We start from the raw sequence: 21711 nt of genomic DNA on the forward strand, positions 1-21711 counted from the left end.
CGCCCTTCTACCATCTGAAGGCGATCCCGGCCAGACGGCAAAAGAAAACTCCCGCCTCACGAAAACAGGGCGCCCGCCGGGCGCCCTGTTCGCTTGCCAGCAGTGGGTGGTGTGCGTTTACGCGAGCACGGCCTCGCGCTCTTCCTTGGCCTGCCGCTCCACCTCGTGGGCGCTCTTGCCGTAGCCCTGCACGCGGGCGAGCTTGGTGTCGTCGTTCTCGCGGTCGCGCAATTCCGGGATGGGGTTCTCGGCGTCCTCGGAGCGGTAGTCCTCGCCGTCGCGCTCGATGAGCTGGTTCACGGCCTCATGGCTCGGCACATCCTGGACGCGGCCGTTCACCGTGTCGTTCCACGTGAAGAAGCGGAAGTCGCTCGGCACATCGTCGATGTCGACGAACTCCTCGTCCTGCGCGGTGAGCGTGACCTGCTCGGCCAGAACCTGGCGGACGTAGTCCTTCGAGGGGTGGAAGTCCAGAAGCTCGGGGAACTCGCCGTCGGGGATGACCTGCTGCCATTCGGTGTTCTCGTACTTTTTCAGGAGGTCGCAGGCCATGGCCAGGTGCATGCACTCCTGCTCGAAGTGCATCTCCCACATCTTCTTGACGCGAGCGTCGACCTCGGTCTCGTAGAAGGAGTAGTACAGGTAGCATTCCTGGTACTCGTGCCACAGCAGCATCTCGAGCCAGCTCATGGACGGGTCGATGAGCGAGCCGTAATGCGTCACGTGCTGCTCCTCCACCATGCCGATCTCCTGGTAGAGGTCGCGGCCGGGGCCCTCGGGCACCGTGTTGCCCAGGTTCATGTAGAAGTTCATCGTCTGCTGCTCGCCGGCGGTGAGGATCAGCGCGCCGAGCGTGGTGCGGATGTCGCCCGTCTTGGAGTTGCGCGGCATGCGCACGGAGTCGAACGGATGGCGATGATGCGCGATGGTCGGGCGGCCCGGCGTGATCTCGATCGTGTCGCGGACGAGCTTGTGCGCGGGGATATCCTCGTCGAACTTGAGCTGGTCGGCGTAGCGGTACAGGTGGTCGAAGTCCTCGAGGAGCGCGAAGTCCATGCAGGACTTGGCGTACTCGTCGGGTTCGTGCATGGCGAGCCAGGCCGTCAGGTCGACGGCGAGCTGCTCGTAGCCGATGGTCAGTTCGAGCGTGGACTCGTTCGACGGGCTCATCCAGTTGATGCGCTTCTGCTGCTCCTGCTCCATGCGGCGGCACAGGGCCAGGTCGCGGCGCAAGTCGTTGTCCTCGCAGTGGCGGTTGAAGTTGTGGCCGAACATCGCCGCCTCAACCTCGATGCCGTTCATGAGGATGATGCGCGCCTTGGTGTAGGGGTCGGCCTCCAGCTTGTCGTAGGGCTTGACGGCGAGCTGCTTCCAGTTGGGGACCATGTCCATCAACGACTTCTTCGGCTTCTGCTCAAACGGGTTCATAGAGCCTCCTTCTTGCTGGTTCGGTGCGCTCCGGCCGGGGCGGCGCGGACGCGGATTCCCCTCCATGCTAGAGGGGTGCGCAGGCGGCCCCGGGGCGTGCGTGCAGGCGTTTTCCGAGCGTGGGGGATGCGTAACGGGGTGGAAAGGGAGTGCTATACTGGACGGCAGCAAACGGACGCGACGTGCGGAAGGTGTGGGCGAGGCATGATCATCAGGAAGTCACCGGCCGAGATAGAGGCCATGAAGGAAGCCGGTCGTGTGTCGGCCAAGGTGCTGCGAGAAGTGGGCGCGCAGGTGCGGCCTGGCGTGTCCACGCTCGAGCTTGACGAGCTGGCCGAGACGCTCATCCGCGCGGAAGGCGGCATCCCCGCGTTCAAGGGCTACGGTGGGTTTCCCGGCTCCATCTGCGCTTCCGTGAACGAGCAGATCGTCCACGGCATCCCGTCCGCGGGCGTCGTGCTGCAGGAGGGCGACATCATCTCCATCGACACGGGTGCCATCGTGGACGGCTGGGTGGGCGACAACGCCTGGACCTATGCAGTGGGCCGCATCTCGCCGGAGAAGAAGCGTCTGCTCGAAGTGACCGAGCAATGCATGTGGGCGGGCGTGGACGCGGCTCGACCCGGTAATCGGTTGGGCGACATCGGGCACGCGGTGCAGTCCATCGCCGAAGCGGCGGGTTTCGGCGTGGTGCGCGAGTACGTGGGGCACGGCATCGGTCGCGACATGCACGAAGAGCCGAACGTGCCGAACTTCGGCCGCAAGCACACCGGCGTGCGGCTCGAACCCGGCATGGTGCTGGCCATCGAGCCCATGATCAACCAGGGCACCTACAAGACGCGCCAGATGCCGGACGGTTGGCTGGTGTGCACGCGCGACGGCCTGCCCTCGGCCCACTTCGAGAAGACGGTCGCCATCACCGAGGACGGCCCGGTGGTGCTCACCTGCGAGGAGGGGCACCGGCGGCCGGTGTAAGAAGAAGCTCGCATCGCGCGGGCTTCTTCTTACTTCGTGCCGAACGCCATCCAGACGAGGAAGATAAGCTGCCAAACGTTCATGAGGGCGAGGGCGAACAGGAGCAACACGCGCCCGCTGTGCGCGTCGCTGTCGTACTTCGCGGCCAGCCGATCCATGCGCGCGTAGGCGACCGTGGCCAACGCGCCGAAGCTTACCAGGAAGGGGGCTAGTTCGAACGCGTCGAGCTTCGAGCCGATGCGGTCGATGCCGCTTGCGCCTGCATGGAGCGGGATCGTGTCGGGAAGCACGAACAGGACGGCGAGCCCGGTCGTGACGAGCGGCAGCACCGTGAGCACGATCATCGCGACCAATCCCCAGCGTTTCATTCCCGAACCCCTCCGTTTGTCCGTGCTACTTCAGCTGCTTGCCGTCGGTGTCCCAGTAGAAGCGCTTGAACTTGGGGATCTGGTTCACGTGCATCACGCGCGCCCAGAAGTTGTGCAAAAACGAGTCGGGCGCGTAGTGCAGCGGGTAGGGCTCGGGCGTGCGGCGCAGCACCTCGAGGGCCTGCTGGAGGCGCGCACGGTTCTCCATCGAGCGGTCCAGCACGTAGCGCGGCACGCAGGAGTAGACGAAGGGGTCGTACGCCTCGCGGTACTCGATGGGCTCGCCCAGGATGAACTCGCGCACGATGAGCTCGACGAAGTTCTGGCCGCCCAAGCTCATGTAGTAGGTGTTGCGGCCGCAGCGCGTGTTCACCTCGAAGAAGCGGAAGCTCCCGTCGCGCTCGTCGAGCTTGATGTCGAAGTTCGCGAAGCCGCGGTAGCCGACTTCCTTGAGGAAGCGCCGCGCGCCGTCGATGATGGCCTGCTCGCGCTCGCCCATGATGCAGAGCGGGTTCCCGAGCGCGGTGGGGTCGTGGTCCTGCAGGCACACGACGCCGCCCGACACCACGCGCAGCTCGCCCGATGCGTCCGAGAACGTGGTGAGCGTGCGGATGGCGTCGTCGCCGCCGGGGATGAAGTCCTGCAGCACCAGCTCGTTATCGTAGTCCGACGTGCGGATGGAGCGCCACACCTCTGCCAGCTCCTCCGGCGAGTCGATCTCGTAGATCTTGCGCCAGCCCTCGATGGTCGCTTCTTGGAACTGCGCCGAGTTCGAAGGCTTCGCGATGAGCGGGTAGGGGAAGTCGTGGACGGGCAGCTCCTCGGGACCGTCCGGGCCGCACGAGAAGTACCAGGTGCGCGGGTAGGGGATGTCCAGCTGCGCGCACAGCTCGTAGAAGCGGCGCTTCTGCGTGATGTCGTCGAGCAGGGCGAAGTCGAGGTAGGGCACCGTGTAGCCGCCGGCCTCGAGGCGCGGCTTGCCCGACGAGAGCATGCGCGCGTGACAGTCGTCGCAACCGAGCACGAGCAGCACGCGCTCGGGGTCTGCCGCGCGCACCTCGGCGGCCACGCGCTCGAGGGCGTCGTAGAGGCCCTCCGGGTCGTGGACGTTCGGCTCCAGGCGGTAGTCGGTGAAGCGGCTGGTCGAGAGCATCTTGATGTTGTGCGCGGCCAGCACGATGGTGCGCTCCACGCCGTAGGCGCGGTGCAGCTCGCGCACGTAGCTGTACGCGAGGATGTCGCCGCCCACCACGACGGGCTGCAAGCGGCGCGCCACGTCGGCGGCGGAGGCGATGCGGGGGGAGTTGTCGGTCATGTTCGGTGAATCTCCTTCAAGTGCGGTTGACCGGGCTATTATCCCATAGCTCGCCCGTCCTGCGTACGCTCCATGGAAAGAGTCAATAAGCGTACTGTGCGCCGGTGCGCACCGCGGGATGGTGCACGCACCGGCGGCGAATTGGCTCGTAGCCGGTGCGCAGAACCTAAGACCTCATCTCCCTGCCAGCGCCAGCGCGATTGTCAGGGCTTGCATTTTTTGCAAGGCACATACCCGAGGTTGATGGCTTCATCCCTTGACGATAGATAGGCTCGGTTCTTCTCGTCGGGAAGCGATCCGCAGGTCGGGCGGTGAAACTTGTGAGTATTCACGTTTCCGATGTACTCCCCGCCGCTTGAGGGGCTGCTCTGGGATGCAGCGGCGTTTTCGGCTTGGGAGACAGCAGCTGCGGCAGCGGCCGCCGCTGCCGCTTCTTCAGCGGCCTGCCGTTCCGCTTCTGCCTGGGCGGCCGCTTCCGCCTCCTTCTGCCTCTCTGCCTCCTGAGCGGCCAGGAGGGCCTTTTCGTCTTTGACCAATACCAGCGTGAGCAGCTTGTCCTTGGTGCCGTCGAAGGTGCACTTAGGCGAGCTCGCTGTGAACGGGATGCCGTTGCAGACGAGGGACTCCCCGGTAACGGAGATCGCATAGTCGCCGGCATCGCACGGGTACTCGTAAGTTGTGCCCACAAGGACTTCCCGCTGGTCGGAAACGATCGTCCCGTCTGCGGTTTTTCCCTCGATGGACACCTTCACGGGTATGCTCTTGTCGGGCCAGTCGGTTCCGACGACCTTGAAGGTGAGCACGCCGTTGGCGCTTTCGGGTGCTTCCTGCATCGACGTGGGAGGGCTTGCGGCGCCGTCTTGGCTCGACGATGCGCTCGGGGAGGACCCCGAGCAGGAGGCAACCGCCAGGACGAGCCCGAGCAGGATCGATGCGGCGCCTGCCCAAAGCGTCGCCTTGGGTGCCGTTGGATTGCCTGAGGCGCCCTTGCCAGCCTCCTTCGCCCTTAGAAAGAGGCCTGCGCCTCCAAGGATCGCCCCTGGCAGCCCCCATTGCGCAAGGCACAGGGCAAGCCCCAGCGCTACCAGTGCGAGTGGGATGTACTTCCGGTACTTCAGCCAGGTGCTTTCCGCTGCAGCCGAGACGGCTGCAGAGCCGGTTGGCTTTGCCGGCGCGGTGCCCGAGGCTGCGCTTGGGGCAGGGGCCTTGGGTGCTGGCTTGGGCTTTCCCGCAGCGGCTGTGCCCTTTCCGTGTGCGGATTCGTCTGCCGGTTCCGCATCCATACCCTTTGCTCTGTGTGGGGCGTCACCAGGGTTCTTGTGGCCGGCTTCGCCCTGGGTGCGCTCGGCATCCGTGGTTGCGGCTTCGCCTTTGGCCGATGGGGTGGCTTTGCCGGTGGCCTGGTCGGCGCCCCGGTCCGCACCTTTCCGCGCCGCAGCATCCCCTTGCCCTCCGCCGGCGCTTTCCGCGGTGCGAACAAGTTTCATCTTGCCATGTGAGGGGTATTCTATCAGGCCCTCTGCCTTCAGCTCCGACCGCGCTTTCTCGCACCTGTTCTCTAGCAAAGTAGTCTTGCTTCCCTTGATCTTATAACCCCGCTGCTTTGCCGAGAGACCCAGGCTGGACGAGACGTCTTTCACGACGGCCTTGCACGAACGCGCCCGCCCGCTGCCGAGCTCGGCCAGGATGGCAACCTTCAGCTCCTCAACCTGCGGAACGTCGTTGCGGGTGATGTTGTCTTCGTTGCTCATGGAATGGGCCTTTCGCCGTCTTGGCCGGAAACGGGCCTGACGGCTGTCATCCTAATCGGCTATATCTATGCCAGCGATGCTTATATTACCGCTACGGTTTGAGTTTTGGAAGCGTGTGGAAAGGTTGGCGGTAGGGTGCGCGCGATTGAATAGCAGGGTAGCCCGAATGCACCGGCGGGTTTCGCGCATCTGCAAGGCTGATGGGGTTTCCGTTGCCTTTCTTGGGGTTTGCTCGGTGGTGGCGTATCATACCGAAGGATACGGACGAACCGTGCCGCGCCGCTGCGCGCCTTGGCACGCATGCAAAGGAGAACCAGCCACATGTGCGGATTCGTGGGATTCACCGCGGTCGATTACGACCGGGAGACCAACCAGGCCGTCATCAAGGACATGGCCGACCGCATCGCCCACCGCGGGCCCGACGACGAGGGCTTCTTCGTGGACGACGACATCGCGATGGGCTTCCGCCGCCTGTCCATCATCGACCTCGAAGGCTCCCGTCAGCCCATGCAGAACACCGACGGCACGGTGACCGTCACGTTCAACGGCGAGATCTACAACTTCCAGGAGCTGCGCGCCGAGCTCGAGGCGATGGGCTACCGGTTCAAGACGAACGGCGACACGGAGACCATCGTCCATGGCTACGAGGCGTGGGGCGAGGGCGTGTTCGAGCGCCTGCGCGGCATGTTCGCCATCGCCATCTGGGACGCGCCGAAGAAGCGGCTCGTGTGCGCCCGCGACATCTTCGGCATCAAGCCGTTCTACTACCAGCACGACGGCGACCGCCTCATCTACGGCAGCGAGATCAAGGCGTTTTTGGCGCACCCGGCGTTCAAGAAGGAGCTCAACCGCGAGCAGCTGCCGCAGTATCTGTGCTTCGAGTACATGAACAACTCCGAAACCATGTTCAAGGACGTGCACAAGCTGCTGCCCGGTCACTTCATGGTGTTCGAGGGCGGCCAGCTGCGCACCGAGTGCTTCTACAAGATCACGTACAAGATCGACGACTCGAAGTCGCTCGACGAGTGGGCCGACGTCATCGTGGGTGCGTTCGACGAGTCGGTGGCGGCGCACGAGATCGCTGACGTGGAGATCGGCAGCTTCCTGTCGGGCGGCATCGACAGCTCGCTCGCCGCGTACTGCATGGGCCAGCACGCGCCGGACATCAAGACGTTCTCGGTGGGCTACGACATCGGCTGCGAGGACAAGCTGGCCGAGATCGCCGCGCAGTCCGACTTCGAGATCAAGCTGAACGAGCTGGAGGACGCCGAGGAGTTCGCGAAGTGGGCCAACCTGCCGAACTGGCAGGTGAAGGTGAGCGCCGAGGAGTTCCTCGACATCGTGCCCACCGAGCAGTACCACATGGACGAGCCGCTGGGCGCGCCTTCCGCCATCCCGCTGTTCTTTGTGAGCCGTCTCGCGCGCGAGCAGGTGAAGGTGGTGCAGTCGGGCGAGGGCGCCGACGAGCTGTTCGGCGGGTACTGGATCTACCACGACCAGTTCGAGTTCGGCAAGTACTTCAAGGTGCCGCGCCCTCTGCGCGCCGCCGCGGGCGCCGTGGCCGAGAAGCTGCCGCCGTTCCACGGGCGCCGCTTCGCCATGCGCGGTTCGGGCGGGCCGGAGAAGAGCTACCAGCGCGCGAGCATGAACTACATGTGGGACGAGATCCCGAACGTGCTGCGCGACTACGACGGTCCGTGCAAGCCGTGGGAGTGGTGCAAGCCGCACTTCGACGAGGCGGCGAAGCAGGACATCGACATCATCACGCAGACGCAGTACGTGGACATGGTGAGCTACATGCCCTTCGACATCTGCCTGAAGGCCGACAAGATGTCCATGTCGCAGTCGCTGGAGCTGCGCGTGCCGTTCCTCGACAAGAAGGTGCTCGACGTGGCGCTGCAGCTGCCCACCGCGTGCCGCGTCGACGACGAGCACGCCAAATACGCCCTGCGTGTGGCTGCGAGCAAGCTGGGCTTCCAGAAGAAGGTGGCGAACATGCCGAAGCAGCCGTTCATCACGCCCCTCACCGTGTGGCTGCAGACCGACCTGTACTACGATCGCATCAAGGAGGCGTTCACGAGCGAGTCCGCGCACGAGTTCTTCAACGTGGACTACCTCGTGCAAATGCTCGACGATCACAAGTCGGCCGACTTCTCCACGGTGGAGGGTCGCGGCAAACTCAAGATGATGCGCATCTGGAACATCTACTGCTTCCTGTGCTGGTACGAGGTGTTCTTCGGGAAGAGCAGCGAGAAGCTGGCGCCGAAGACGAAGGTGGCGTAGGGGCGCGCTGCAGCACGCTGCGGGTGCAAACGGGTTTGCTGAAAACGGGGCTGTCGCCGGGGGCGTCGGCCCCGTTTGGTTTCTTCGGAGAAGGGGCAGGGCTCGCTGGTACTCGCCCTTCGGCTTCCCGGGTTGCGATCGGTTTGCGCTGGTGCGCGAAGGAGGGAGCCGATACGGTGCCGACAGGCCGACGGGGAAAGCAGGGGACGATCGGCCGTGATCTCGTTTCGCTTGCGATTGCTCGGGTTGGCGGCTGGAGCGCTGAAACGCAATGCAAGGGGGGGGGCGATGGCCGACAGGATCGAGGTGGCGATCTGAATGAGGGCTTCCCGCGTGGGGCTGAGGCGGCTGCGTGATAGAGAGAGGGGCAGCCTCGTAGGAATTGCGTTTTGCGCGGTGAGGCTGGAAGCGCATCGGAGATGGGTTGGTGGAAAGTTTCGTTTTCGCGATCACTTTTTTCGTTTGGTGAACGCTTTCGCTCCGTTCGGGCGCTCGAGCTATTCCGGAGGGCCGCGTTTCAGGGACTTTGCCGTGGTCTAGCGTTGCTTTCTTTGACCGCGGCGTGAAAAACCGTTCACCAAACGTGAAAAATGTGCCAGAAAGGGAAACGCTCTGTCAAGTCGGCGTCGGCATGAATCTATGTTCTTTGGAATTTGGATGGGATCCTTTTCAGTCAAGCGATTGGAAAGGCCTTCACCTTGGACGAAGGCGCTTTTTCATGCCGAAGTCCGGGTTCTGCGCAGTGGATTGACCTCGACTGTGCCAATGGCGCTTTGGCGTAGATACGGAAAAGCTCCTGATGGGCAGGTCCGATGCGACCGTCGCGCTGCCCTCCTCTTGCTCGGAAGCGATCCCTGTTCGCAATTTGGATCGACGGACGGAAGGTACTGAAAGCTCGCCGCGTCGGTCGCAGTCTTTCGGAGGGCGGCGGAGCGTCGCGTGAAGGGGAAGGGCGTGCATTGACAACGGCTCGGCGGGAAAGCGAAAATCGGCTGCGATATCGACTGCGGAGGGGGATGGGCCTTGCGCGGAGCGAATTGAGTGCGGGCTCTTAAAAAACTTTGCACGGATCTAAAACGGATCTTGCGCGGTTCTAGTGCGAAGCTTGCATGGATCTGGCGCGGGGAAAAGTCTGGCGATTACTTGGATTCGACCATGTTAAACTGCGGAAATGCTCGCTGTGATCAGTCACATATCGGCGCTCGAGTACTGGCGTTCGGTGGAGTTTCTCCCTCGCTCCGTCTCTGCACGTGGCGGGGACTTTGTCGGGGTGAGGGCTGCATGCGCGCTTGCGCCTTTCGAGCACGGGATCGTGTCTTCCCCGATCCATCTTCTCTCTCCCTATGCGGCGACTTCGCGTGATCCGGAGAAAGTCGTTTATCACAAATCCCCCTCCCTTCCTCGTGGTGCGCTCTATCGGGTCTCGAGGGACGTTGCGGTCACCTCTCCCGAATGGTGCTTTGTGGCGTTGGCGTCGCAGCTTTCGCTCGCGGAGCTCATAGGCGTCGGATGCGAGTTGTGCGGTTTCTACGCCCCGTCTGACGAGGACGAGGGATTCACAGTGCGTGAGCCGCTGACGACGCCCGTTCGCTTGGGCAGGGCGGTTCGCGCGGCTCGGGGAATGCATGGGGTCAAGCTCGCCCGTCGTGCGTTGTCGTACGTGATGCCGCGCTCCCGCTCGCCGATGGAGACGGCCCAAGCTTTGCTCCTATGTTTGCCGAGATCGCTCGGTGGGCAGGGGTTCGCGCATGCTCGTCTCAACGAGCGTGTTCCTTTGGCGAAAGCCGCGCGCAGCCAGTTGGGCAGAGATCATGTGGAGTGCGACCTCTATTGGCCGCGCATGCGCGTGGCCGTCGAGTACGACAGCGACCGCTACCATACCGGTCCCGAACGCATCGCGCGCGATGCACGGCGAAGAAACGCCTTGGCCGAAGGAGGGGTGACGGTGTTCACCATGACGCGCGACCAGCTCTTCGATCCTGCGGCGTTTCGAAGGTGCGCGAGGATGATCGCAACATGCTTGAAACGAAGAGGCCCCTCATACGACATCGAAAGCCTTCGAAGGGAAGACGATCTCAGGCGGGCAGTGCTCGGATCCGGTGGCGTTTTGCGGTGCCGTCATCCGGGGAAACTGGGATGACGAACGTGCGCTTGCGGAGTCGGAGGCGCTTCGAAGGGCTTGAGGGTAGAGGGGCGCTCTCGTTCAGGGTTCGAGGGGCTTGTCGAGGCCATGACGCTCTCCGACCAGCGAAGCAGCAGGTCGGTCAGCTTTTCTGCCCCTTTGACACCTGCGGGGCGATGCGCCTCCCAATCCCGTCCGACCTCGAGGATGAGCGCCTCTTCTCCGGCAAGGTGCTTTGCGAGGTCGCGCTTCGTTTCGGGATAGCGTCCCGTGCGTGCGAATTGAAGCGCCTGAAGCACGAAGAACGCTTGTTTGAAGAGCGGTTCCAAGATGGTCTGCTCGTCGTCGCCGAAGACGCGGGTGTGGCAGAGCGCATGGTAGATTCCCGACGCGCCGATGCGGGCTGCGCAAAGGGCGTCGTCGGGGACGAAGCGCGCGTCTATGATGGAGCTGAGATCTCCGTGGACGGGGCGTGTGTCGTGGGCGAATTGGAAGAGTTCGTGGCGGGGCCATGAGGCGATGGCCCGCGTGGATCCGACGAAGCCGCAGGCGAGTTCTTTTCGGGGCATCTTCTGAATGACGGCTCGGCAGCGGCCAAGGTCGTCTGCGGTGATGCCGTCGAGCAGCACGACGAGGTCGATGTCGCTGTCCTCGCGAGCCTCGCCCCGCGCCCTGCTGCCTTGAAGGCCGACGAACGAGAGGCGGTCGCCGAACTCGCGCTCGAGCGCAAGCGCCGCATCCTCTGCCCATGTAAGCGCATCCATGAGTATCCTTTCAATCGCTGGTGGACGCGTTATTATATCCGATCATCCAACGAGTCGCCTTTTTTCTCACGCTCGGCGAAGGCTGGGGTGGAGTGATCGTGGACGTAAAGGTGGAGGGCGGAATAGACGATGGGCGTTTCGGGGAAGGGCTTCGCATGCGGAAGGTGCGCCTATGTGGTAAAGAATTTTCGTTTGGTGAACGGTTTGGAGGGTTTTGGGGATGGGAAGGGGGGAGGGCGGAGGAAAAGGCCCAGCGGCGTCAGCCCTCTCGGTCTCAACGGTATTCAGGATGCCGTCGAGGGAGGCAAAACCGTTTACCAAACGACAATTTTCAACAGAATGAGCGGCATCGCTAACGAATCGCCAATTGATGCAGACCGCGTTAGATCGCTTCGCAAAGCCCCGTAGGCGGAGCGGAGGGTTCTTTCGTCCGACGGGGTTTCCGCGCCGCCTGGTCACAACGGGACGATCCGAGTTTCGGCAGATGCTGGCTCATGCCGATCCTGGTTTAACCAGGGGGGGCGATTTCGGCGTTGGAGCGGAGGCGGCGCGAGGCCGTTCTGCTCGACCGGGGTCGATGGAGACGGTTTAGCGAATCTAGGTCGCCCGTCTGCATGCCCCCCTGGCTCGGTGCCCGGGCTCGCGCTGATTGCCGATTGCTGTTTTGCGAAGGGACCGATTCCCGTGCAGCGCGGGGCTTTGTGGAAGATTTCCCACGCCGCGCCCCATCGGCGCGCTTTCGTCGGCATGGGATTTGCTCAGGCGGGGAAAGCGCAGGTCGGCAGCGGGCGGCTTGCGAGCGAGGTCGGAATGCGGTCAGCGGCCTAGCTTCCCCTTCACCTTGTCGGCGATGTTGGCGAGGAACGCCGCCTCCGGCACGCGCAGCTTGAGGGCGAGGCCGAACGTGACGAAGAGCGATGCGAGGCCGCCGGCTGCCACGTAGGCGAGCGCCTGGGGGATGGAGCCCGATAGCGGGGCCGCCCACGTTTGCAGCGCGAACAGCACGCCCGCGCCCACCGCCGCTCCCAGCCCGCCGAGGGCGAGCGAGCATGCCAGCGTGCGCGCCGTGGAGCGCAGCCCGAATGCGCCGAGGTGGTGGCGCAGGTAGGCGAACAGGCACGCGTCGGCCACCGCGTAGAATGCCGCCTCTGCCACGGCGATGGCCTCGAACGGCAGGTCGATCGCGCCCGAGGCGGCCAGCATCGTGAGGCCGATCTGCACGCCACCGGCCACGAAATTGAATCCAGCGAACACGCCCATCTTCCGAACGCTGGAATACACCTTCTGCAGGTAGGTGTTCACGCCGTAGAACGGCAGCGCCACGGCCAAAACGGCCAGATAGTCGGCGATGGCGCCGACGCTTTCCATCGTGAACGCGCCCGCATGGTACAGCGTGACGAGCGGCATGGCGAACACCATGAGGTACAGGGCGAAGGGCACCATGAAAAAGAGTATCTGGTTCGTGCCGCTCACGATGCCGCGCTTCACGCCCTGCGTGTTCCCCTCGGCTTGCATCTCGGCCAGCTCGGTGAACATGGTGGTGGTGATGGGCACCGCCAGAAACGCGTAGGGCAGCGTGAACCACAGGCGCGCGTAGGCCAGGACCGACGGCCCGCTCTCGGAGAAGCTGTACGAGGCGGCCGTCTGCACCGACACCACGGCGAACGAGCAGATCATCACCAGCACGGTGGGCGCGCCGATGGACAGCGTCTCGCGCAGGGCGGGGTCGCGCAGGTTCAGGCGCGGGCGCAAGCGGATGCCGTTGCGCCTGAGCGCGGGCATCTGAATGACGAGCTGGGCGAACACGCCGAGCGGGTTGCCCACCGCGATGAGGTAGAGCGCGAGCTGCGGGTCGTGCGGCGCCACGAATGCGTAGAGGGCGAACGTGGCGATGACGATGACGTTGTTCGCCACGGGCGCGATGGCCGACCACAGGTAGTCGCGGTTCGCGTTCAGCAGGCCCTGCAGGACGGCGCTCGCGCCGTAGAACACCACTTGGACGGCGAAGAACTGGAACAGCAGCGTGGCCGTGGCCATCTCGGCCTGGTCGGAGTAGAAGCTTTGCGTGTAGATGATGGCCGAGGGGAACAGCATGCACAGCGCCGAGACGACGCCGAGGAGCACGACCACGATGGTGAGCAGGTTCGAGGCGTATTCGTTGGAGGCGCGCTGCCCCAGCTTCTTCTTCACCGACAGGTACACCGGCAGAAACGCCGTCACGAGCATCCCGCCCACCACCAGCTCGTAGAGCTGGTTGGGCAGGGTGTTCGCCACCTGGTAGGAGCTGGAGAGCAGCGTCGAACCCAGCGCGAAGGCCATCGCCCACGTGCGGGCAAAGCCTGTGATGCGCGAGATCATCACGCACACGCTCACGAGGGCGGCCGACGCGCCGACGGCGGCCGCGGCGTTCTCGGGCTCGGGGGCCGCCGTCGGCGACGGTTTGGCGCCAGCTCCGAATCCGGCGCTGTCGCTGCGCTCGGTGCGGTCGGGGCCTGCGTGTCGGCCGCCGACGAAGAAGGCGCCGGTCGACTCGGAGCGCGCGGTCCGGGCCTGTGTCGTGAGCGGCTCGGGGGTGGATGGCTCGAAGGGGTCGCGTTGGGGCGTCGTCCGGTCGCATCCTGCGTGGCGTCCTCCGATGCATATCTCGGACGTCTCGCCCGGGGGAGCAGCCTTCAGGCGCGCCTTCGCGCTCGCGGGATCGAGCGGCGGCTCGGGTCTTGGGACGACGTGCTGAGCGACTGCCGCAGCGATGACGGTGCGGTCGAGGCCTGCGTGACGCCCGCCGACGAAGATCTCGGACGTCGAGCCGGGGTCGGCCGCGCGAGCGTGTGACGCCCCGAGGCGGCCGGGTGTTGTCGCGGTGCGCGCGGGATCCGGGACGTTTGCGCGCATATGTCGAGCTCGTGCGAGCTTGTCGGACATGAAAGGACGCTTTCTGGGCATCGGATATAATGGCCCATCATAGCAAACTCGGAAAGAGGACCCTCATGCATATCCTCATCGTACGCAATAACTCCAACTCGCAGGCTGTGGACGCGTCGTTGCTGCTCGCCGCTTACGTTTCCTCGCAGGGTATGGAATGCGCGCTCGTGAATTCCTCCGAACTTTCGGATCGTGACGGTCGCGAGCGCTTCGACGCCGCCCTCGCGGCGGGCGCGAGCATGGCGGTGGTGCTGGGCGGCGACGGAACCATCCTGCGCACGGCGCATCGAATCGGGACGTCCGGAGTGCCCATCCTCGGCATCAACTTCGGTCATCTCGGATTTTTGGCGAATTCGAGCGAAGAGGGGGCGGTCGCCGTCGTCGCGGCGGCCCTATCGGGAGACGTCGTGGCCGAGCGGAGGACGAACCTGCGCATCGACGTGGTGTGCGAGGGGGAGTCCGATCCCTGGGCCGACGGGGCCGATGAAGAGCCCGTATTCGACGGGCGGGTCGAAAGCGGTGCGCGCGACGCGTCCGACGGCTCCGACGATGGGGGAGAGCGGGGGTTCTTCGCGCTCAACGAGCTGGCTGTTACGCGCGGCGCGAACGGGCGCGTCATCGACTTCGGTTTGAGCATCTCGGGCGCGCTCATCGCCGAGATGCGCGGCGACGGCCTTGTGGTGGCCACGGCCACCGGTTCGACCGCCTACGCGCTGTCGGCGGGCGGGCCGCTTGTGGCCCCCGGCTTCACGGGGCTCGTGGCGGTGCCGCTCGCGCCGCACACGCTGCATTCGCGCGCCATCGTCACGGCTGGCAGCGACGTGGTGGAGATGGATCTGTCGAAGAACGCCGACGCGCGCGAGGCGACGCTCTTCGTCGACGGCGAGCCGCTTTCGTTCGATCGGCCGGTGCGCCGCGTCTACGTGAGCCGCGGCGCGGCGCCCACCGTGCTTTTGCGCTACCGGGGGGAGGGCTTCTACGAGCGCGTGTCGAAGGTGTTCTTCGAGCACGATGATGCGGGCCGGTCGCCGCTGGCTCGGAGCTAGGCGCCGCCCGGTCGGGACCGGTCCCGGCCGGGCGGCGCGCTCGGCGAAGGCTCGTGGATGCCGCCGGAATCTCCGCGTCGGACGGCTCCGTCCGGCTTTCCTCGCGCGGGTGTCGCCTATAGCCACAGGCGGTACGTGGCGTTCGCCGCGTAGTCGGACGTCTGCAGGGCGAAGTCCGATGCTTTCGCGTCGTCGAGCGCGGACGGATCGGCGAGCGCGCCGCTCACGAGGCGAAACGGCAGCACGATCTCTTGCGTCTCGCCGGGAGCGAGGTCGACCGAGATATCCTGCTCGCCCTCGCTGGGATTCAGAAGCGAGAACGCCTCTGCGTCGAGCGCGATCCCCGCGCCCATCTCGTCGTCTGCCGCGAGAAGGCCGCTCCACAGCGTGAACGTGGGCAAGGTGGCCCACCAGGCTTCGTAGTGCTCGTCCGAGGCGTTGGCGATCGAGACGGTGACGAGGACCATCTTGCCGTCGGAGGGGATCTTGTCCCAACTGTAGTAAGGGGGATTGAGCTCCCCGAACGACGCGACCGACGCTATGCGGACCTGTGTCGCCGTTACGTCGAGGCGGGGCGTCGTGCGCTCCCACAGCCCCATGCGCTCGAAGCTTCCGATCGCTCGCTCGGGCAGATCGTCTTGGGCGGCGTCGCTCAGCTCGTGCGCGCGTCCTTGCAGCAGCGCGGGCAGCTCCATCGTCGTTCCCGGTTCGAAGTCGATCACGCTTTCGGTGGCGCGGCCGCTTCCTGCCGCAAGCACTTCACGCGCATCGGCGGTCGGCATGGCCGGCTCTCCCGGAACGTAGCGTCCGGCGAACCACCCCATGACGAGCGAGGCGGCGATCAGACAGATGGTTCCGGCGACGATGCGGGTTTTCCGGTCGATCCTCATGAGGGCTCCAATCGTGAGAGACGCGGGCGGCGGTGCGCCCCTTGCGCGTTCGAAGCTAGCATCGCTTGCCGGTTCGCGGCAACGGTGAATTATTTCACCCCTGCGCTTTGCCGCCTCGCGTGCTATGGTTTCCTCTGACGAAACGTTCGGGAGCGGTCGATGACGAGGAGGCGGACATGACGGAGCTCACCTTGCTGGCGACAAGGGGGATCGTGCTCGTCGGCGTGGCCCTGCCGTTCGCGGCGGCGTGCGCCTCCGTCGTGCGCGCGTCGTACTTCGATGAGCCCGCCCGCTCCGACACGCTCCTCGCGCTGTACCGCCTCGTCGCGTTCGCGGGCGCGGTCGTTGGCAGTCTCGCGCTCGGCGAGGCGCAGGGGGACGCGGCGGCGGCCCTGTTCGCAGTCGCGTTCTGCGCGGGGTCGCTTGCGGTCGGGGCAGTGCTCGGACGCACGTGGCGCGCGGCCGAGGCGGCCGAGGCGCGCGCGGTCGAAAAGCTGCGCGCGCTCGTGGAGCGCTATCGCGAAAGCGAGTCGTCGCCGCAGACGCGCTGCGTCCGCGCCGCCCGCGCCTACGGCCTCACGCGGCGGGAGGAGGACATGCTCTTGCTCATCGTGGAGGGGCGCACCCAGCCCGAGATCGCTCGCGAGTTGTACGTGTCCCGCGACACGGTGAAGACCCACGTGCGCAACCTCTACCGCAAGATGGGCGTTTCGGGCAAGGCCGAGCTCGTGGAGGCGATGAGCGCCGCCGAGCCGGCCCGCAGGCTCGGCTGAGCAGCCTTTTGGAAGCCGCCGCGTTGGGGGCCTGCCGGCTCGGCGGCGGTGCCGCGCCGGCAGGCCCTTCCCGCCCGCCGGAACCGTCGCAAGCGGACAGGGAGGGGACGGGAAGAGCGGGGACGCGCTTACTTATGGTAGTAGCGGTGCTGCTCGTACTTCGGCTCGCAGCACACGTTGATGCCGAGCGTGCGGTAGAGCTTCTCGTCGGTGGCCGACAGGATCACGCTGAAGAACGCGTCGCAGCCGCGCAGGTCCTCCACGTGCTCGATGAGCTTCGCGGCGGCCTCGTCGGTGGCCGAGCTGATGGACAGCGCGATGAGCGTCTCGTCCGAGTGCAAACGGGGGTTGCGGCTGCGCAGCTGCTGGGTCTTGAGGCGGCAGATGGGGGTGATGGCCTCGTCGCTCAACACGTCTTTGTCGTCATCGACGCCCGCCACGCCCTTGAGCGCGTTCATGAGCAGCGACGACGCCGCGCCCAGAAGCGCGGAGGTCTTGCCCGTCACCACCGAGCCGTCGGGCAGCACCATGGCGCCGGCCGGGCCGCCGGTCGTCTCCTCCTTCAGCAGCGCCGCCGAACGCGCAGGAGAGAGGCTCGCGTTCACGCCCGCCTGGTTCATCAACAGCTCGAGCCTCTCCAGCCTCTCGTGGCCGATTCCGGTGCGTTTCACCTCCACTGCGGTTTGGAAGTAGCGGCGCACGATCTCCATCTTGGCGGCGTCGCGCACGGCGTCGTCGTCCACGATGGCGTTGCCGGCCATGTTCACGCCCATGTCGGTGGGCGACTGGTAGGGGCTTTCGCCCGAAATGCTCTCCAGCATGGCCTTGAGCACGGGGAATATCTCCACATCGCGGTTGTAGTTCACCGTCGTCTCGCCGTAGGCTTCAAGATGGAACGGGTCGATGGTGTTTGCGTCGTCGAGATCGACCGTGGCCGCCTCGTACGCGATGTTCACGGGATGCTTGAGCGGCAGGTTCCACACGGGGAACGTCTCGTACTTTGCATAGCCGGCCTCGACGCCGCGTGTGTGCTCGTGGTAGAGCTGCGACAGGCACGTGGCCATCTTGCCCGAGCCGGGGCCGGGGGCGGTCACCACGACGAGCGGGCGCGTTGTCTCGACGTACTCGTTTCTGCCGTAGCCTTCGTCGCTTACGATGTGGTCGATGTCGTAGGGGTAGCCGGCGATGGGGTAGTGCAGGTAGCTTTTGATCCCCAGGCTGTCGAGGCGCTTGCGGAACGCGCCGGCCGAGGGCTGGTTCGCGTAGTGGGTGATCACGACGCCGCTTGTGGCGAAGCCCATGGTGCGGAAGATGTCCATGAGGCGCAGCACGTCCTCGTCGTAGGTGATCCCCAAGTCTCCGCGCACTTTGCTCTTCTCGATGTCGTTCGCGTTGATGGCGATGATGATCTCCACGTCGTCCGCGAGGCTTTTGAGCATGCGGATCTTGGAGTCGGGCTCGAAACCGGGCAGCACGCGAGCGGCATGGTAGTCGTCGAACAGCTTGCCGCCGAATTCCAGGTAGAGCTTCCCTCCGAACTGCTCGATGCGGCTGCGGATGTGCTCGGCTTGCAGTGCGATGTACTTGTCGTTGTCGAATCCGTTGCGCATGGGATGGCGGCGCTCCTTTCTGGGGATGGCGGCGGTGCGCGCGGCGCCCTTCGGCGCTCTCGTCGCACGCGACGATTATAGCCTACCTTGGCGCGAAGCGATGTTTCCGGCATGTGAATTTGTCTGGAAGGCAGGCCGACTGCTATCCTGTGGGCGTAGCCCGTAGCCCGTAGCCCGTAGCCCGGAACGCGATCTGCGCGTCGTCATCCGGGCGGGAGGAGGGAGGATCGCGTGCAGGACGAGGACATGGTCCGCGAGTACCTGGTTCATCTGCGCATCGAGCGCGGATGCTCGCCGCTGACCGCGCAGGCTTACAGGGTCGATCTCGCCGACTTCTCCTCCTTCCTCGACGGGCGCGGCGTCGCGCGTCTGGCGGACGTCGATCGCGAGACGGTGGTGGACTACGAGGCCGATCTTATCGAGAGAGGCTATGCGGCTTCGAGCATCGACAGGCGCGTCTCGGCGATCAAGGGGCTGTACCGGTTCCTTGTGCGCGAGGGCTTCGTGCGGCACAGCCCTGCCGTCACGCTGCAGCTGCCGAAGGCTCCCGAGCGTCTGCCCGACGTGCTGAGCGTGTCCCAGATGGACGACTTGCTGTCCTCTCCCGTCGAGCGCGCTCCGATCCCCTTGCGCAACCGCGCCCTCCTCGAGGTGCTTTACGGGTGCGGCTTGCGCGCGAGCGAGTGCACGGGCCTCGACGTGCCCGACGCTGCGCTCGACGAAGGGTACCTGCGCGTTGTTGGCAAAGGCGGCAAGGAGCGCATCGCGCCTATATCGGGCGCCGCCTTGCAGGCGTTGGCGGAGTACCTAGCCGAAGGGCGACCCGAGCTCGTGCGCCCATGCGCGAAGCCCGTGTCGGCCGTGTTCCTCAACGCGCGCGGCGGTCGTCTTTCGCGCCAGAGCGTCCATGCCGTTGTGGCAGAGGCAGGACGCTCGATCGGCGTTGCGAACCTGCACCCGCACACGCTGCGGCACTCGTTCGCAACCCATATGCTGGAGGGCGGGGCAGACCTGCGCGTCATCCAGGAAATCCTTGGACATGCCGACATCTCCACCACGCAGGTGTACACCCATGTGGGTCGTGCGCATCTGCGCGAGGAGTACCTGAGTGCCCATCCGAGAGCCCGCGCCTGCCCGCCCCCCGAAGCGGAACGGCCGTAACGGGCGGGACTCCCCCTCTCCACTGCGCCGACCGGCTTCGTTTCGTGCCCCGTTTTTCCGATCGGCGCCCCTCTCCTTGTTAGAATATCCGGTATTTTGGCCGCGAAAGCCCGTTTTGGCACGCTTCGGGGCGCTCAGGCCTATGCCGATTTTTCCGACCTGGGGTTTTGTCGCGCATCGCATCTTTTTTGACAAGGGAAGCCGGATTTCGCGTCAGAGCGGGGTTCCGTGGCCAAAAAGAGGCGGTTTCTTGGCATGAAGGCGAAACGGACCCGCATTGAGCCTTCGCAAGTATCCGATGCGCGAGGGCCGGCGGGCAGGCTATTTCGCTGCGTGCAAAGAGGGGAGCGCGGCCCGGATGCTGGGAGAAGGCGCAGTCCGGATACTGGAAAACCCGGTCGTTGCGCGTCGCTTTGCTTCTCGCCGTGTCGTCCGATGCGGGGCGTCCGTCCTGCCCAAGGCGCGATATGCCGCCCCGGCTACCCCTCTCGCGGGCGATTCTCCGCCGTCCCTCGCAGCTGGCTTTCCGATTGCCGCGCCTCCGCCTTCCTAGCCCATCCCGCTTCTCTGCAGCCGGTTGCCTCCCTGTCGCGTCGTGCCACTCGCTTTGCCGGTGCCACAGATTCCGCACAACTCTCCCACTTCATCCCACCGGCAGCCAAGCGGCCCATATCTTGTGTGCCTTTCCGCGCTGCCGGCCTACATGTGGATGAGGCTTGTTCGAGGCGGGGCGGGCTAAGTTGACAAGTGGGCGAATGGTGGGTTTCGAAATGCTTAAAAACTGGCCAAATGCCCAATATTTGTTGCGAAGTGGGGCAAAGTGGGATAGAATTCCAAACACCGAAAGGCCGCGCGTACGACGGCGGAAAGGGAGGCATGGCGGAAGACGTCAACAAGGTTGTCGATCTGAACGGGGCGTACCGCCACAAGGTGGACGCGAAAGGCCGCATGTCTCTTCCCGCGTCGTTTCGCAAGGTGCTTTCGACGGACCTGGTGGTAACCCGTCATCCCGACGACGAGTGCCTCTACGTGTTCGAGCCCGACGGCTTCAACGCGTGGGTGGCGGGCGTTTTCGAGGACGCGTTTGGGAAGTTCGATTCGTCGAACGACCTGCACGTCAAGCTGCGCCGCAAGCTCAAGTCGCGCGCGGTGGACGTGTCCATCGACGCGGCGGGCCGCATCATGCTCTCTGCAGAGCAGCGCGCCTCCGTCGGCATCGGCAAGGACGTCGTCGTCGTGGGCAACACGGGTTATTTCGAGGTCTGGGACGCGAAGCGCTACGACGAGCAAGACGAAGAAGTCGATCTCGGCCTTCTCTTCAAAAAGTCGTAAGGCGTGAGCGCTGTGACAAGCGAATACCGGCACATACCAGTCCTGCTCGCCGAGTGCCTCGAGCACTTGAACCTTCAAACCCAGCACACGTTCGTGGACGCCACGCTCGGCGGGGCAGGGCATTCTTTCGAAGCCGCCAAGCGCCTTGGAGGCGCGGGCACGCTCATCGGCATCGATCAGGACGAGGTGGCGCTTGCCGCCGCCCGTCGCAAACTCGGGACGCTGCCGAAGGACGCGAGCCCGCGCATCGAGCTGGTGCGCGGCAACTTCGGAGACATGGACGAGGCGCTTCTCGGCGCCGAGGTTCCCGGCGTCGATGCGGTCCTGTTCGATCTCGGGGTGTCCTCGGTGCAGATAGACACGCCGTCTCGGGGCTTCTCCTTCAAAGAGGACGGGCCTCTTGATATGCGGATGGATCCGGGTAGACAATCCCTCACCGCAGCAGAGATCCTCAACACCTATACCGCAGCAGATCTCGCTCGGATCATCCGCGCCTACTCGGACGAGAGGTGGGCAAGCCGCATCGCCGATTTTGTGGTGCGTGCCCGTCAGAGCGCTCCCATCGAAACGAGCGCGCAGCTCGTGGACATCGTCAAGGCCGCCATCCCCGCTTCGGCTCGTCGGGCGGGAGGCCATCCGGCGAAGCGCACGTTCCAGGCGCTGCGCATCGAAGTGAACGGTGAGTTGGATGTGCTCAAACGGGGGCTCGACGCGGCCGTGCGCTGGCTCAATCCCGGCGGCAGGCTCGTGGTGATCAGCTACCACTCGCTTGAGGATCGCATCGTCAAGGAGACGTTCGCGCGGTGCGCGAACCGCTGCACCTGCCCGCCGGATCTGCCGGTGTGCTCGTGCGGGAAACAGCCGGTGCTCGACATCGTCACGAGAAAACCGATCCTTCCGAGCGCGGAGGAGATCGAACGCAACCCCCGCGCGCGCAGCGCCAAGCTGCGCGTCGCGCAGAAGCGCTGAGC

The 21711-nt window shown here is 65.1% G+C and carries 16 protein-coding genes; 8 read left to right on the forward strand and 8 right to left on the reverse strand.

The features are described from left to right. Positions 1 to 117 precede the first annotated feature (117 nt). On the reverse strand, positions 118 to 1428 hold the full coding sequence (locus B5F40_RS08500; protein ID WP_087193900.1) for a hypothetical protein: 1311 nt from the start codon (positions 1426 to 1428) through the stop codon (positions 118 to 120). Between the two features lie 204 nt (positions 1429 to 1632). On the opposite strand from B5F40_RS08500, the gene map reads away from it, so the two are divergent. Continuing rightward, complete coding sequence (gene map / locus B5F40_RS08505) at positions 1633 to 2403, forward strand: type I methionyl aminopeptidase (protein ID WP_087193901.1); 771 nt, start codon at positions 1633 to 1635, stop codon at positions 2401 to 2403. Positions 2404 to 2432: 29 nt separating this feature from the next. On the opposite strand, the gene B5F40_RS08510 is transcribed toward map, so the two are convergent. The 3 genes from B5F40_RS08510 to B5F40_RS08520 form a co-directional block, all read right to left on the reverse strand. Continuing rightward, complete coding sequence (locus B5F40_RS08510) at positions 2433 to 2771, reverse strand: DUF1648 domain-containing protein (RefSeq protein ID WP_087193902.1); 339 nt, start codon at positions 2769 to 2771, stop codon at positions 2433 to 2435. 25 nt (positions 2772 to 2796) lie between these two features. Beyond that, entirely contained in the window at positions 2797 to 4086 is a 1290-nt protein-coding gene (locus B5F40_RS08515) for a carboxylate--amine ligase (RefSeq protein ID WP_087193903.1), read from the reverse strand. Positions 4087 to 4289: 203 nt separating this feature from the next. Then, positions 4290 to 5837 carry an Ada metal-binding domain-containing protein gene (locus B5F40_RS08520; protein ID WP_087193904.1) on the reverse strand — a complete coding sequence of 516 codons (1548 nt, stop codon included), beginning with the start codon at positions 5835 to 5837 and terminating at the stop codon, positions 4290 to 4292. A 321-nt stretch (positions 5838 to 6158) separates the two neighbouring features. Between B5F40_RS08520 and asnB the strand changes: the two genes are divergently transcribed. Both asnB and B5F40_RS15950 read left to right on the forward strand, forming a co-directional pair. Beyond that, entirely contained in the window at positions 6159 to 8120 is a 1962-nt protein-coding gene (gene asnB / locus B5F40_RS08525) for an asparagine synthase (glutamine-hydrolyzing) (protein WP_087193905.1), read from the forward strand. 1774 nt (positions 8121 to 9894) lie between these two features. Next, positions 9895 to 10260, forward strand: a complete 366-nt coding sequence (locus B5F40_RS15950) for a hypothetical protein (protein ID WP_140396458.1) — start codon at positions 9895 to 9897, stop codon at positions 10258 to 10260. Here the strand turns inward: B5F40_RS15950 and B5F40_RS08535 are convergent. Both B5F40_RS08535 and murJ read right to left on the reverse strand, forming a co-directional pair. Next, a complete protein-coding gene (locus B5F40_RS08535; RefSeq protein WP_087193907.1) occupies positions 10239 to 11006 on the reverse strand; it encodes a nucleotidyltransferase family protein in 768 nt (255 codons plus the stop codon). The genes B5F40_RS15950 and B5F40_RS08535 overlap by 22 nt on opposite strands. An 816-nt stretch (positions 11007 to 11822) precedes the next feature. Beyond that, positions 11823 to 13928 (reverse strand): murein biosynthesis integral membrane protein MurJ, encoded by a 2106-nt coding sequence (gene murJ / locus B5F40_RS08540; protein WP_087193908.1) that lies wholly within the window; start codon positions 13926 to 13928, stop codon positions 11823 to 11825. Positions 13929 to 13993: 65 nt separating this feature from the next. On the opposite strand from murJ, the gene B5F40_RS08545 reads away from it, so the two are divergent. Further along, entirely contained in the window at positions 13994 to 14974 is a 981-nt protein-coding gene (locus B5F40_RS08545; RefSeq protein ID WP_087193909.1) for an NAD(+)/NADH kinase, read from the forward strand. 116 nt (positions 14975 to 15090) lie between these two features. On the opposite strand, the gene B5F40_RS08550 is transcribed toward B5F40_RS08545, so the two are convergent. After that, positions 15091 to 15864, reverse strand: a complete 774-nt coding sequence (locus tag B5F40_RS08550; protein WP_087193910.1) for a hypothetical protein — start codon at positions 15862 to 15864, stop codon at positions 15091 to 15093. A gap of 176 nt (positions 15865 to 16040) precedes the next feature. Between B5F40_RS08550 and B5F40_RS08555 the strand changes: the two genes are divergently transcribed. After that, positions 16041 to 16637, forward strand: coding sequence for a helix-turn-helix transcriptional regulator (locus B5F40_RS08555; RefSeq protein ID WP_087193911.1), 597 nt, complete (start codon positions 16041 to 16043; stop codon positions 16635 to 16637). A 128-nt stretch (positions 16638 to 16765) separates the two neighbouring features. Here B5F40_RS08555 and B5F40_RS08560 read toward each other — a convergent pair whose 3' ends face one another. Next, entirely contained in the window at positions 16766 to 18247 is a 1482-nt protein-coding gene (locus tag B5F40_RS08560) for a DUF1846 domain-containing protein (RefSeq protein ID WP_087193912.1), read from the reverse strand. A 246-nt stretch (positions 18248 to 18493) separates the two neighbouring features. Here B5F40_RS08560 and B5F40_RS08565 point away from each other — a divergent pair, with 246 nt between their 5' ends. The 3 genes from B5F40_RS08565 (at position 18494) to rsmH (ending at position 21709) form a co-directional block, all read left to right on the forward strand. Then, on the forward strand, positions 18494 to 19408 hold the full coding sequence (locus tag B5F40_RS08565) for a site-specific tyrosine recombinase (RefSeq protein ID WP_087193954.1): 915 nt from the start codon (positions 18494 to 18496) through the stop codon (positions 19406 to 19408). 876 nt (positions 19409 to 20284) lie between these two features. Then, positions 20285 to 20740, forward strand: coding sequence for a division/cell wall cluster transcriptional repressor MraZ (locus tag B5F40_RS08570; protein ID WP_087193913.1), 456 nt, complete (start codon positions 20285 to 20287; stop codon positions 20738 to 20740). A gap of 12 nt (positions 20741 to 20752) precedes the next feature. Then, a complete protein-coding gene (gene rsmH / locus B5F40_RS08575; protein ID WP_087193955.1) occupies positions 20753 to 21709 on the forward strand; it encodes a 16S rRNA (cytosine(1402)-N(4))-methyltransferase RsmH in 957 nt (318 codons plus the stop codon). Positions 21710 to 21711 lie beyond the last annotated feature (2 nt).

It is taken from the genome of Gordonibacter sp. An230, from assembly GCF_002159915.1.
GTDB lineage: Bacteria > Actinomycetota > Coriobacteriia > Coriobacteriales > Eggerthellaceae > Rubneribacter.